14 protein-coding genes are annotated in these 13,022 nt (G+C 48.8%); all 14 read left to right on the top strand.

Annotated elements, in window-relative coordinates:
* Nucleotides 1-39: 39 nt before the first annotated feature.
* The 14 genes from atpF (at nt 40) to ACFPTP_RS16615 (ending at nt 13,005) form a co-directional block, all read left to right on the top strand.
* Nucleotides 40-570, top strand: a complete 531-nt coding sequence (gene atpF / locus ACFPTP_RS16680; RefSeq protein ID WP_381447751.1) for a F0F1 ATP synthase subunit B — start codon at nt 40-42, stop codon at nt 568-570.
* A complete protein-coding gene (locus tag ACFPTP_RS16675) occupies nt 567-1,106 on the top strand; it encodes a F0F1 ATP synthase subunit delta (RefSeq protein WP_381447138.1) in 540 nt (179 codons plus the stop codon). The genes atpF and ACFPTP_RS16675 overlap by 4 nt, the downstream gene beginning before the upstream one ends.
* Nucleotides 1,107-1,129: 23 nt before the next feature.
* The gene (atpA, locus tag ACFPTP_RS16670; protein ID WP_381447136.1) at nt 1,130-2,641 is read left to right on the top strand and encodes a F0F1 ATP synthase subunit alpha; all 1,512 of its coding nucleotides are present in this window, start codon (nt 1,130-1,132) and stop codon (nt 2,639-2,641) included.
* Nucleotides 2,642-2,696: 55 nt separating this feature from the next.
* Complete coding sequence (gene atpG / locus ACFPTP_RS16665; protein WP_381447134.1) at nt 2,697-3,551, top strand: ATP synthase F1 subunit gamma; 855 nt, start codon at nt 2,697-2,699, stop codon at nt 3,549-3,551.
* A 38-nt stretch (nt 3,552-3,589) separates the two neighbouring features.
* Entirely contained in the window at nt 3,590-5,005 is a 1,416-nt protein-coding gene (atpD, locus tag ACFPTP_RS16660; protein ID WP_381447132.1) for a F0F1 ATP synthase subunit beta, read from the top strand.
* A 24-nt stretch (nt 5,006-5,029) separates the two neighbouring features.
* Nucleotides 5,030-5,431 (top strand): F0F1 ATP synthase subunit epsilon, encoded by a 402-nt coding sequence (locus ACFPTP_RS16655; RefSeq protein WP_381447130.1) that lies wholly within the window; start codon nt 5,030-5,032, stop codon nt 5,429-5,431.
* 284 nt (nt 5,432-5,715) lie between these two features.
* Complete coding sequence (locus ACFPTP_RS16650; RefSeq protein WP_381447128.1) at nt 5,716-5,952, top strand: DUF1146 family protein; 237 nt, start codon at nt 5,716-5,718, stop codon at nt 5,950-5,952.
* A gap of 395 nt (nt 5,953-6,347) precedes the next feature.
* Nucleotides 6,348-7,643 (top strand): UDP-N-acetylglucosamine 1-carboxyvinyltransferase, encoded by a 1,296-nt coding sequence (gene murA, locus ACFPTP_RS16645; RefSeq protein WP_381447126.1) that lies wholly within the window; start codon nt 6,348-6,350, stop codon nt 7,641-7,643.
* Between the two features lie 72 nt (nt 7,644-7,715).
* Nucleotides 7,716-8,714, top strand: coding sequence for a stage II sporulation protein D (gene spoIID / locus ACFPTP_RS16640; protein WP_381447123.1), 999 nt, complete (start codon nt 7,716-7,718; stop codon nt 8,712-8,714).
* A gap of 10 nt (nt 8,715-8,724) precedes the next feature.
* Nucleotides 8,725-9,378: a peptidoglycan DD-metalloendopeptidase family protein gene (locus ACFPTP_RS16635; protein ID WP_381447121.1), complete on the top strand. Its 654-nt coding sequence runs from the start codon at nt 8,725-8,727 to the stop codon at nt 9,376-9,378.
* A gap of 233 nt (nt 9,379-9,611) precedes the next feature.
* Entirely contained in the window at nt 9,612-9,881 is a 270-nt protein-coding gene (locus tag ACFPTP_RS16630; RefSeq protein WP_381447119.1) for a sporulation transcriptional regulator SpoIIID, read from the top strand.
* Between the two features lie 365 nt (nt 9,882-10,246).
* Nucleotides 10,247-11,239: a rod shape-determining protein gene (gene mreB, locus ACFPTP_RS16625; RefSeq protein WP_381447748.1), complete on the top strand. Its 993-nt coding sequence runs from the start codon at nt 10,247-10,249 to the stop codon at nt 11,237-11,239.
* A 67-nt stretch (nt 11,240-11,306) separates the two neighbouring features.
* Entirely contained in the window at nt 11,307-12,143 is an 837-nt protein-coding gene (locus ACFPTP_RS16620; RefSeq protein ID WP_381447117.1) for a flagellar hook-basal body protein, read from the top strand.
* Nucleotides 12,144-12,168: 25 nt separating this feature from the next.
* Complete coding sequence (locus ACFPTP_RS16615) at nt 12,169-13,005, top strand: flagellar hook-basal body protein (RefSeq protein ID WP_381447115.1); 837 nt, start codon at nt 12,169-12,171, stop codon at nt 13,003-13,005.
* Nucleotides 13,006-13,022 lie beyond the last annotated feature (17 nt).

Raw genomic sequence — 13,022 nt, 5'->3', positions numbered from 1 at the left:
GGGAGTGAAACAATCGTGTTAGGAAACACCTTCATCCTATTGTCCGCAAACGGCGGAGGATTTCTGTCATCATTGAATGACCCGAATGGCTTGAATCTAGGCGACATCATCGTCACAGTATTATTCTTCACGATCCTCATGGTACTACTCAAGAAGTTCGCATGGGGCCCGCTTATGGGCGTGATGGATCAACGTGCAGAATTGATCGCAAATGAAATCGAAGCAGCTGAAAAAAGCCGCTTGGAATCTCAAAAGCTTTTGGAAGAACAACGTGCCCTGTTAAAGGAAGCGCGTGAAAACGCACAATCGATTGTTGAAAATGCTCGTAAGCAAGGTGAAACACAACGCGAAGAGCTGATGACAGCAGCGCGTGCGGAAGTGAACCGGATGAAAGAATCCGCTACACTTGAAATCGCGACAGAGAAGGAAAAGGCAGTTGCAGCTGTCCGCGAAGAATTCGTTTCACTTTCAATCTTGGCGGCGTCCAAAGTACTTGGCAAGGAAATTTCCGAGGAAGACAACCGTGCTTTGATTGAAGAAACGATTGTGAAGGCAGGCGAAAGCCGATGAGTAATTCGGTCGTAGCAAAACGCTATGCATCCGCATTGTTCGAACTAGCCCAACAACATGGACAAACCGGCTCGATTCAGGAAGAAATGAATGAATTGAAAAAGGTGTTCCGTGACAATAAAGACCTTGGTGAACTATTCGGTTCTCCGAAGTTATCATCAGCAAAAAAGAAAGAAATGATCGCAAACATTTTCAAAGGCGCCAATCCGCTCGTATTGAATGCATTGTACGTATTGCTTGATGCGAAGCGCATGGATGAAGCGCAAAATGTTTTCGAAGAATTCCTTGCACTTGCGGATGATGCTGCGGGAATCGCAGAAGCGAAAGTGTACTCGACGCGCCCATTGACGGAGCAAGAGACAAATGGCATTTCAGCCACTTTCGCAAAAAAGATCGGCAAACATTCTTTACGCATTGAAAATATCATCGATCCAAGCCTGATCGGAGGCGTCCGCCTTCAAATCGGCAACCAGATTTACGACAGCAGCTTGAGCACGAAGCTCGACAAACTGCAACGTAAACTGATCGGATCCTAATTTGAAATTGAGGGGTGACATACATGAGCATCAAAGCTGAAGAAATCAGCACGCTGATAAAGCAGCAGATTGAAAACTATCAGTCTGAGATGGAAGTAAGCGAAGTCGGTACGGTTATCAAAATCGGTGACGGTATCGCTCTTGCTCATGGCCTCGACAACGTCATGGCCGGAGAACTTCTTGAGTTCTCTACAGGTGTCATGGGTATGGCGCAAAACTTGGAAGCGAACAACGTAGGTATCGTTATCCTAGGACCATACACAGATATCAAAGAAGGCGATGAAGTACGTCGTACTGGCCGTATTATGGAAGTTCCTGTCGGTGAAGAATTGATTGGACGCGTAGTAAATCCAATCGGCTTGCCGGTAGATGGATTGGGCCCGATCGCAACAACGAAAACACGCCCAATCGAAAGCCCTGCACAAGGCGTCATGGCACGTAAATCCGTTCATGAGCCACTACAAACAGGCATCAAGGCGATCGATGCACTTGTACCGATCGGCCGCGGACAGCGTGAATTGATTATCGGTGACCGTCAAACAGGTAAAACGACTGTTGCAATCGATACGATTCTTAACCAAGCTGACCAAGATATGATTTGTATCTATGTCGCGATCGGACAAAAGGAATCCACAGTTCGTGGGGTTGTTGAAACACTCCGTAAAAACGGCGCGCTTGACTACACGATCGTCGTTACAGCATCCGCTTCACAACCGGCTCCATTGCTATTCCTAGCACCATACACAGGTGTAACGATGGCTGAAGAATTCATGTTCCAAGGCAAGCACGTCCTCGTTGTTTACGATGACCTTTCTAAACAAGCGGCTGCTTACCGTGAACTTTCCTTGCTACTTCGCCGTCCTCCAGGCCGTGAAGCTTACCCTGGTGACGTATTCTACTTGCACAGCCGTCTACTCGAGCGTGCAGCGAAGTTGAACGATACATTGGGCGCAGGTTCAATCACTGCACTTCCATTCGTTGAAACACAAGCTGGGGACATCTCCGCTTACATTCCAACGAACGTTATCTCCATCACGGATGGACAGATCTTCTTGCAGTCGGATCTCTTCTTCTCGGGTGTACGTCCAGCGATCAACGCCGGTCTTTCCGTATCCCGTGTAGGTGGTTCCGCGCAAATCAAAGCGATGAAAAAGGTTGCGGGTACACTCCGTCTTGACCTTGCAGCATACCGTGAGCTTGAAGCGTTCGCAGCATTCGGTTCCGACCTTGACGCAGCGACAAAAGCGAAACTTGACCGCGGAGCGCGCACAGTTGAAGTATTGAAACAAGACTTGAACAAGCCGCTTAAAGTCGAATACCAAGTTGTCATCCTTTATGCATTGACACGCGGACTTCTCGACGACGTTGCCGTACAAGAGGTCCTTCGCTTCGAAAGCGAAATCACGAGCTGGCTCGAGTCCAACCACACTGAAGTGTATGATCATATCCGTACGACAAAAGACCTTCCGTCTGATGAAGTGATGAAAGATGCGATCAACGCATTCAAGAAGAACTTCGTGCCGTCTGAATCTTAATTCAAACGAATATTAGGATTTTGATCTAACTAAACAATAAGGTGGTGAATTGCCAGTGGTATCATTACGCGATATTGAAAACCGTATTAAATCGACAAAGAAGACGAGTCAGATTACGAAAGCGATGCAAATGGTGTCGGCTTCCAAATTGAACCGTGCAGAGATGAATGCGAGAGCGTTCGTCCCTTATATGGAGAAAATTGAGGAAGTCGTCGGCGCCATCGCAAGCGCTACGAGCGAAGGCCACCCAATGCTAGTGAACCGTCCAGTGAAGAAAACCGGTTATATTATCGTGTCTTCCGACCGCGGTCTCGTAGGGGGATACAATGCCAACATCTTCCGTGCGGCAAGACGTGCAATCGAGCAACGCCACGCATCGAAGGACGACGTGAAAATCGTCGCCATCGGACGCAAAGGGCTTGAGTTCTTCAGGCGCCTTGGCTATAACGTCGTTGAAAGCCTCGTCGGCGTATCGGACCACCCTTCTTTCGATGAAATAAAAGGAATCGCGAACCGAGCTGTTGGCATGTTCACAGAAGGCGAATACGATGAAGTGTACTTGTACTACAGTCACTACATCTCCGCCATCTCCAGTGAAGTGACGGAAAAGAAACTGCTTCCGCTCACGGAACTTTCATCAGCGTCAGCAATGACTTCGTACGAGTTTGAGCCTTCCGCGGAAGCGATTCTTGAAACGCTTCTTCCGCAATACGCGGAAAGCCTTATCTACGGGGCAGTGCTTGATGGAAAAGCGAGCGAACATGCTTCCAGTATGACAGCGATGAAGACTGCTACAGATAATGCAGGCGAATTGATCGATTCATTGAGCCTTCAATTCAACCGTGCACGCCAAGCAGCAATTACACAAGAAATCACTGAAATCGTCGGCGGAGTTGCCGCTCTCGAATAAGCATTTTGAACGGGAAAAGTAAGACAGGAGGGAAAAGCATGAGTAACGGACTAATACTTCAAGTTATGGGTCCGGTCGTTGACGTTAAATTCGAAAACGGTCAGCTTCCAGAAATCTATAACGCTTTGAAGGTCCAAATCCAACGTCCGAACGAACAACCTGAAACGTTGACGCTTGAAGTCGCACTCCACCTCGGGGACGACTCGGTGCGCACGATTGCAATGTCATCCACAGATGGCCTTCAACGTGGCGCTGTAGTTACAGACACTGGCGCAGCGATCTCGGTTCCAGTCGGCGATGTGACACTTGGACGTGTATTCAACGTACTTGGAGAAATCATCGACCTTGGAGAGGAAGTTCCGGCATCCGAACGCCGCGACCCGATCCACCGTCTCGCTCCACAATTCGAAAACCTTTCAACGAAAGTTGAAATCCTTGAAACAGGTATTAAAGTTGTCGACTTGCTTGCACCATACATCAAAGGTGGTAAAATCGGCCTCTTCGGTGGTGCGGGTGTAGGGAAGACAGTTCTTATCCAGGAATTGATCAACAACATCGCTCAAGAACACGGCGGTATCTCCGTATTCGCTGGTGTTGGTGAGCGTACGCGTGAAGGGAACGACTTGTTCTACGAAATGACCGATTCCGGCGTTATCAACAAAACGGCGATGGTATTCGGACAAATGAACGAGCCGCCTGGCGCACGTATGCGTGTTGCGTTGACTGGTTTGACGATGGCTGAATATTTCCGTGACGAACAAGGCGCGGACGTTCTATTGTTCATTGACAACATTTTCCGCTTCACTCAAGCAGGTTCTGAAGTATCCGCACTACTTGGCCGTATGCCATCTGCCGTTGGTTACCAACCGACACTTGCAACTGAGATGGGGCAGCTTCAAGAGCGTATCACTTCAACTAACACAGGTTCTGTTACATCGATCCAAGCGATCTACGTACCGGCCGATGACTATACGGACCCGGCTCCGGCTACGACATTCGCTCACTTGGACGCGACAACGAACCTTGAGCGTAAATTATCCGAAATGGGTATCTACCCTGCGGTTGACCCACTTGCTTCCACTTCACGCGCACTAAGCCCTGAAATCGTAGGCGAAGAGCATTACGAAGTGGCACGTCAAGTACAAACAACATTGCAACGTTACCGTGAGCTTCAAGATATTATCGCGATCCTCGGTATGGATGAGCTTAGCGAAGAAGACAAATTAGTCGTAGGACGCGCCCGCCGCATCCAATTCTTCCTATCGCAAAACTTCCACGTTGCTGAGCAGTTCACAGGCCAAAAAGGTTCTTACGTACCGGTTGCTGAAACTGTTCAAGGCTTCAAAGAAATCTTGGAAGGCCGCTACGACCACCTTCCGGAAGATGCATTCCGCCTCGTCGGACGCATCGAAGAAGTCATCGAAAAAGCAAAAGGCATGGGTGTAGAAGTCTAATCTACAGGATCAGGAGGGAAACAAATGAAGACCATCAAAGTCAATATCGTCACTCCCGACGGACCTGTTAGTGAAACTGAAGCGGATATGGTGATCGCGACTACGGAAACTGGTGAAATCGGGATCCTTCCCGGCCATATCGCAATGGTTGCACCACTCCAGATCGGTGCCCTTCGCCTGAAAAAAGACAACTCGACTGTTAATGTCGCCGTCCATGGCGGGTTCATCGAAGTTCGTCCGGATGTTGTTACCGTTTTAGCACAAAATGCTGAATTGGCTTCCGATATCGACATCGCCCGCGCCAAACGCGCAGCGAAACGTGCGGAAGAAAAACTTCAAGCCAAAACAGACAAACTTGAAGCGCAGTTGGCGGAACTCGACCTCAGACGGGCCATCAACCGAATCAACGTTTACGAACAGAAATAATAGATGTGACAAGTCGGCGGGCAGAGGGAGTCTTTCTTCTGCCCGCATTTTTTCTTATGCGGAAAATTGTGTTAATGGGGCAGTTTTCAGGATGATTGAAGTACGTGCTCATAAACCATGGGATTGCGCTCATAAATCCGTTTTTGAACTCATAAACCATGGGTTTGCGCTCATAAATCCGTTTTTGCGCTCATAAACCATGGGAACGCGCTCATAAATCCTGTTTTCGCGCTCATAAATCGCGGCACACGCTCATAAATTCAGTTTTCCAAAGGAGGCAGGACATGAACGACGTATTTGCACACAATCCGATGCTTGCCATCGTCTCGCATATTTTTTTCATCGGTCTGTCATTTTATGCACTGCAATCGATCATGCCGGAAAAAATCATTAAAAAGAACCACGTATTTCAAGCGCAATTGCTCTTTATTTTATTGAGTTTTGCCATTGGTTCAGCCGTATCAAATTTCTTTTTGGACATATCCTATTGGTCAGGAAGGATTCCAACTTTATTCAATTGACATAGTTTGGCCGCATGAAAATCGGGTAGATAGTCAGTAGGCTAACGTCTCAGTAATAATTGCTCATACGCCACTGGATCCATGTCATCGCCGCGTCTACATCAGGATGTGTACGGGGCGATGGCATGAAAAAAAATAAATGTTTAATTTCCGACAATTATTGGGAATTACATAGAAGACATTTGACAAATGCCTACCTAGGAAGTACACAAATCGACAATTTGGTACATATTATAGACTATCTTGTAGATAGACGGGAAAATAGCTCTGTAGTTACTTGTTTAATAATGTAGAGCATTGTAGAATAGTATGTGTTTTTATGTTTAATTTATGACGAAAAAAATCAAAAGATATTTTGGCAAACAGTATAAATTTTTGAGTCGGAGGGGCTTTTTGTGGACAAAATAATTATTAACGGTGGACGCGTCCTAAATGGACACGTGCGTGTGGAAGGCGCTAAAAATGCGGTATTGCCTATTTTGGCAGCTGCGTTACTTGCGTCGGACAGTCCCAATATCATACGCGATGTGCCGAATCTTTCGGACGTCTCCACAATCAACGAAGTGGTCAAGAGCCTGAATGCGAAAGTGGAATACGATCCAGCGAGAGGGCAAGTGATCATCGATTCGACCGAACAGCTTGCAAGCGAAGCACATTTCGATTATGTACGTAAAATGCGCGCGTCAATTTTGGTAATGGGACCATTGCTCGCTCGCAACGGTTTCGCACGTGTAGCTTTACCAGGCGGATGCGCAATCGGGTCAAGGCCAATCGATCAGCATCTTAAAGGATTCGAAGCGATGGGCGCGGAAATTACATTTGGACATGGGCATGTCGAAGCGAAAGCGGAAAACGGCCTGACAGGCGCAAAAATCTATTTGGACTTCCCGAGTGTCGGTGCTACCGAAAACATCATGACTGCGGCGGCTCTTGCAAAAGGGACGACGATTATCGAAAACGCGGCGAAAGAGCCGGAAATTGTCGATTTAGCGAACTTTATCAATGAAATGGGCGGAAGAGTGATTGGCGCCGGTACGGATGCGATCCGTATCGAAGGTGTTGAGAAACTTCACGGAACCATCCACCATATCATTCCTGACCGTATCGAAACGGGCACATTCATGGTCGCTGCTGCCATCACAGGCGGCGACGTGACAATCGAAAACGCCGTGCCTGAGCATAACGCAGCGTTGATTTCCAAGCTTGGCGAAATGGGTGTCATCATAACGGAACTCGATGAAGGACTGCGCATTCGGGCGAAACATCCGTTGAAGGCGGTCGATCTGAAGACGATGCCGCACCCAGGATTCCCGACAGATATGCAATCTCAAATGATGGCACTCATGTTGACGGCATCCGGAACTGGCGTACTCACAGAAACGGTATTTGAAAACCGCTTCATGCACGTCGAGGAATTCCGACGCATGAACGCGAGCGTTAAAATCGAAGGGCGCTCGGTCATCATCTCAGGACCATCCAATCTGCAAGGTGCAGAAGTCGCGGCGACGGATCTTCGCGCTGCAGCTGCCCTCATCTTGGCTGGCCTTGTAGCGGAAGGTGTCACACGCGTCACGGAACTGGATCATCTGGACCGCGGCTATGTCGATTTCCATAAGAAATTGAAAGCGCTCGGCGCAGACATCGAACGTGTTTCAACAGTAGAAAAGAAAACAGAGAAGCAACTCGTATAATCCGTACTCATCCTACACTGTATTCGAAGCTTCTATAACTGCTCCTTGCCCCATCGGCGAGGGGCAGTTTTTTTGAATGAAAACCAGTCCTTCATCATACAATCGAATATGGACAAACTACTAGCCGTTTTATTCATCGTACTACTATTTTTCATTCCCATCCTCATGAAAAAAACAGTCGAACCCGAAAAGAACGTGGCAATTGAAGAACCTTGCGCAATCACAATCACTGTGGAAGGAGTGGACAAGCCTTTGCCGCTTGAGGAGTATGTCCTGGGAGTCGTCGCCGGCGAAATGCCGATCGACTTCCACGACGAAGCCTTAAGGGCGCAAGCGATTGCGGCTCGGACATATGTACTGCGGACGACGGATGGCGGCAAGAGGCCGATTGAGGCGACTGTCTCCGCCCAAGTGTACAAAACCGCAGCGGAGCGGAAAGAACGCTGGGGAAAGAAATTCAAAGAAAATGAGAAGAAGCTTCGTGAAATTGTTGCGACGACTACGGGGGACACAATCGTTTACAATGATGAAATGATCACCGCGATGTTTTTTTCGACATCGAATGGGAAGACGGAAACCGCGCAAAACTATAGCGGCAGCCCGGTTCCGTATTTGCAAAGCGTAGAAAGCCCGGGGGAAGAGGTCGTCGCCGCAGAAGTGGAAAGGCGCATCGAAATGCCGATCAGGAAGTGGAATGAAGCCCTTGGTTCCACCTGGAAAGCCGACCGATTCAAAAGCCTTCAGCTCGTCCGCAATCAAACAGGGCGCGTGCAAAAAGCCATCTCCACGGGCTTCGAAATGAGCGGCCGGGACATGCGTGAAGCGCTCGGACTAGCTTCTACGGACTTCAACATCGCCTACGACGTTACAAACGGGATCGTCCTCATCACAACGAAGGGATACGGGCATGGAGTCGGCATGAGCCAATACGGCGCCGAAGCCTTTGCCCAGAAAGGATGGACCGCTGAAAACATACTGACCTACTATTATTCCGGGACAACAATAAAAAAGTTTGAAGTAGATGAATCTGAATGTTTAAAAACGCCAACACTTGCAAACAATAGCAAGTGAGGTGATGATAATGCGAGAAGAAAAACCGAAATCCCCTTCTCAGAAGAATAAGAGTCAGAAGAATAGATGGTTCTGGCCGGCCATCTACGCGGGAATCGCGATTGTCTTCGTCGGCATGATTTGGGGCTACAATGCCGTGATCCAAAAGGGTCCGAACGAAGCTGCCGACGGTTCAACAGATCCGAACGCCCCGCCGCTAGTTGAAACAAACGCTTCAAATGAAGTACTCAAATTCCCATTCAACGAAGACCAACTTGACAGCATGGCCATTATACAAGACTACTATGATGTAGAGGCTAGCGAAGAAGACCGTGAAAACGCACTACTCGTCTTCAATCAAACGTATGTTACAAACAAAGGCGTCTCGATCTCGATGGAAGGCCAACCATTCGAAGTACTTGCTGCCATGAGCGGAACAGTCACAGAAGTCATTGTCGATCAATTCAAAGGCGCTGAAGTCAAAATCGAACACGCCAACGGACTGACAACACTCTACGGCTCCTTGACCGGCCTCCTCGTCAAACAAGGCGATGAAGTCGTCCAAGGCCAATCCATCGGCACAGCTACAAGCAACGAATGGAACGCCAAAGCCGGCACCCACCTGCATTTCGAAGTGCACAAAGACGGCAACCCAATCAACCCGCGATCAATGCTAGGATTCTAATGAACCAAGCCACTCTCCGTTGCGAGAGTGGTTTTTTTAATTATCAAAGGCATTTTGCGCGAGTCTGTCTTCATGAATAGAAGGGGATTTTTCCTGAGATCATAACATTGACATAGCAGAAATCACGGGATAAAAAAGAATAACCCCACCACGCCAATCCCCCTTTGACATAACCGTCCCGTCCGCCGCATAGGATAAAGGAAGAAACGGAGCTGACAGGAAAGGAAGAGGGCGTGCACGAGCAAATTCGGAGGCGATGCGTGCGCCTCGGCAAAATGTTGCTGGACACTGGACTTACCGTACGGGCGCTGGCGAAATCGACGGGCTATTCGAAAAGCACGGTCCATAAAGATTTAACGGAGCGGCTTCCGAATGTAGACATGGAGCTGTCTGAAGAGGTCGCCAAAGTACTTGCCTATCATAAGTCTGTCAGACATTTAAGAGGCGGTGAAGCAACACGGATGAAATGGATGAATGAAAATAAGAAAGCCCGCAACACGTGACGGGAATAGACGGGGCCCATCGACCATCCTTGCAGGAAGGCGGACACCCTGTCTTTTCGCATGCAAAAAAATCCAGTCGGACAGCCGGAAAAAACCGAATAACCGAGGTGGAAATGTTTAATGAATCTACCCCTGTCTTTTAGATTGCGATGAAAAAGAACTACACAAAAACAGTTGGCAAAATAAAGACTCCCCAAAACCCCCTGTAAAAAACCTCCATTCGACACCATTCACCATGCGCCGGATTCCTGTATGAAAAAATGCAAAATACCTGTCAATATTTGTGTTCATCAAAGAGCCATTATGGTACAATCTATAGTTAGGAGATTATGTCCGAACTGAAGCTGGAAGGGGAAACGGGATTGATGTTTGCAAAGGATATCGGAATCGACCTAGGGACTGCGAATGTGTTGATTCACGTAAAAGGGAAAGGCATCGTTCTAAACGAGCCTGCAGTCGTCGCAATCGACAAACATTCAAACAAAGTGTTGGCGGTTGGGGAAGAAGCGAGTAAAATGGTAGGAAGGACGCCGGGCAATATCATTGCCATCCGTCCGATGAAAGACGGCGTCATTGCCGATTTCGACGTAACGGAAATGATGCTGCGTCACTTTATCAATAAATTGAATGTCAAAGGATTCCTGTCGAAACCGCGGATCCTCGTCTGCTGCCCGACGAATATTACAAACGTCGAGCAGAAAGCGATCCAGGACGCGGCGGAGAAATCCGGCGGCAAAAAAGTGTATCTTGAAGAAGAACCGAAAGTCGCGGCGATCGGCGCCGGCATGGACATCTTCCAGCCGAGCGGCAATATGGTCATCGATATCGGCGGCGGCACAACTGATGTCGCAGTATTATCAATGGGCGATATCGTCACATCCGAATCGATCAAAGCGGCTGGCGACATGTTAGACAATGACATTATTCAATTCATCAAGAAAAAATATAAATTGCTCATCGGGGAGCGGACGGCGGAAACGATCAAGAAAGAGATCGCGACCGTCTTTCCTGGCGGCCGAAAAGAACAGATGGACATCCGCGGCCGCGACATGGTCAGTGGACTTCCGCGCACCATCACGATCGGCTCCGAAGAAATTCGGGAAGCGCTCAGCGAATCAGTCAGCATGATTATCCAATCCGCAAAGAACGTATTGGAGAAAACGCCGCCCGAGCTATCAGCGGACATTATCGATAGAGGAGTTTTCCTCACAGGTGGCGGCGCTTTATTGCACGGAATCGACCAGCTGCTCGCCGAGGAATTGAGAGTCCCTGTTTTCATTTCAGACAATCCGCTCAGCTGTGTGGCGATCGGGACGGGGATCCTTCTCGAAAATATTAGCAAAGCGGCACGATATTAATAAATAAATCACAAATACAACCGAAATAAATAGAAGAACGAAGTAACGAAAGGAGGCAGGTCGCCTTATGTTCCGTGGGTTTTACACAGTCGGCTCCGGCATGATCGCGCAGCAGCGCAGGACGGAAATGCTGGCAAACAATATCGCGAACGCCAATACACCGGGCTTCAAAGCCGAACAGTCGAGCATCCGTTCATTCCCGGAAATGTTCATGTCGAGCGTGCATGCTCAACGCATCCCGACGCAGAAAGGCATCCAGCTGAACGGTCTCAAACCAGTCGGGGAGCTGTCGACGGGTGTCTACATGCAAGAGACGATGCCGCTTTTCACGCAAGGATCACTTCGTGAAACCGGCATGACGACGGATATCGCGCTGCTTGACGGTAACTTGCCGATCAACCCGGAAACCGGTGAACAAGGAGCCGTCTTCTTCCGTCTTGAAAATGAAAACGGAAATGAGCTTTATACGAAAAACGGGAATTTCACAATCGACGCGGCCGGCTTCTTGACGAATCCGATGGGGTATTACATCCTCGATACGAACGGACGGCGCATCCAACTGCAAAATGACGATTTCAGCATTACGGATGCTGGAGATATTATGCAGGACGGAGCGACGGTTGCGACGCTAGGTGTTTCATTCGCGGAACAGCCTGGCGCCCTCCTAAAGCAAGGGAACGGCCTGTTTGCCAGCAACGGCAACTTGCCTGAAGCGCAAACGATTGCAGGAGTCGGTTATTCATTCCAACAAGGCTATTTGGAAAGCTCCAACGTCGACGCGGCGAAGTCGATGACGGACATGCTAGCCGCATACCGTGCATTCGAAGCAAATCAAAAAATCCTTCAAGCCTATGACCGGAGCATGGAAAAAGCAGTGAACGAAATTGGACGTGTCAACGGATGATGCGTTTTGAAAGGGGCAGAAACGAATGATACGATCCATGACGACAGCAGTAAACACAATGAACCAATTGCAAAGCCAATTCGATATCATCGGGAATAACCTTGCAAATTCGGCGACAAACGGGTATAAATCGAGTGAAGCCAATTTTCATGAACTGCTTTACCAACAATTCAACAACGATAAAGCCGATACGGCGCAGCGGCAATCCCCAACGGGCATCCGATATGGCGTAGGTGCGGCGCTCGGTCCGGCGAAAATGAACTGGACGGTCGGCTCTTTGCAGATGACCGGCCGCGAACTCGATTTCGCTCTGACCGAACCGAAGCAATATTTCAACCTTATCATGCCCGGGGAAGACGGAGAGCAAACGGTTTATACACGTGCTGGGAATTTTTACGTGTCACCTGTTGACGGCGGCAATCTGATGCTCGTCAATGGGGAAGGCTATCCGGTCGCGAACAGCGCAGGACAGCCGATCACATTTGCCGATACGGTTAAAAATTACAATATGCTTCCAGGCGGAGTCCTCGAATTGACGCATAACAACGGAAACATTCAGCGAATCGAAATGGGCGTCACGACTTTGGAGCGTCCCAACTTGATGAGCCGGCTTTCCTCGACTTTATTGGCGCTGCCTAACAATATGGCGGACCTTGGAGTCGCTGCCGGAGACATCCTGACGGAAATGAACGGCGCCAACCGGAACCGCATCAGCATGGAAAACCAGAAACTCGAAGCATCCAACGTCAATTACGAAAAAGAGATGACAGACCTGATCAATGTCCAGCGTTCTTACCAATTCAACGCGCGGACGGTCACGCTTGCCGATCAGATGTTAGGCTTGATCAATAACATTCGATAAGCCGCGCTAGGGAGAAT

The organism is Sporosarcina koreensis (genome assembly GCF_042655825.1).
In the GTDB taxonomy this organism is placed as follows: Bacteria; Bacillota; Bacilli; order Bacillales_A; family Planococcaceae; genus Sporosarcina; species Sporosarcina koreensis.
Note: the sequence above shows the minus strand (reverse complement) of the source record. Positions and strands in the feature narration are given on the sequence as shown.

Excerpts from the sequence above, each read along its gene's own strand:
- ACFPTP_RS16675 (WP_381447138.1), top strand. The coding sequence starts at position 567 with ATGAGTAATTCGGTCGTAGCAAAACGCTATGCATCCGCATTGTTCGAA.
- atpA (WP_381447136.1), top strand. The coding sequence starts at position 1,130 with ATGAGCATCAAAGCTGAAGAAATCAGCACGCTGATAAAGCAGCAGATT.
- atpD (WP_381447132.1), top strand. The coding sequence starts at position 3,590 with ATGAGTAACGGACTAATACTTCAAGTTATGGGTCCGGTCGTTGACGTT.
- ACFPTP_RS16655 (WP_381447130.1), top strand. The coding sequence starts at position 5,030 with ATGAAGACCATCAAAGTCAATATCGTCACTCCCGACGGACCTGTTAGT.
- ACFPTP_RS16650 (WP_381447128.1), top strand. The coding sequence starts at position 5,716 with ATGAACGACGTATTTGCACACAATCCGATGCTTGCCATCGTCTCGCAT.
- ACFPTP_RS16635 (WP_381447121.1), top strand. The coding sequence starts at position 8,725 with ATGCGAGAAGAAAAACCGAAATCCCCTTCTCAGAAGAATAAGAGTCAG.
- mreB (WP_381447748.1), top strand. The coding sequence starts at position 10,247 with ATGTTTGCAAAGGATATCGGAATCGACCTAGGGACTGCGAATGTGTTG.
- ACFPTP_RS16620 (WP_381447117.1), top strand. The coding sequence starts at position 11,307 with ATGTTCCGTGGGTTTTACACAGTCGGCTCCGGCATGATCGCGCAGCAG.
- ACFPTP_RS16615 (WP_381447115.1), top strand. The coding sequence starts at position 12,169 with ATGATACGATCCATGACGACAGCAGTAAACACAATGAACCAATTGCAA.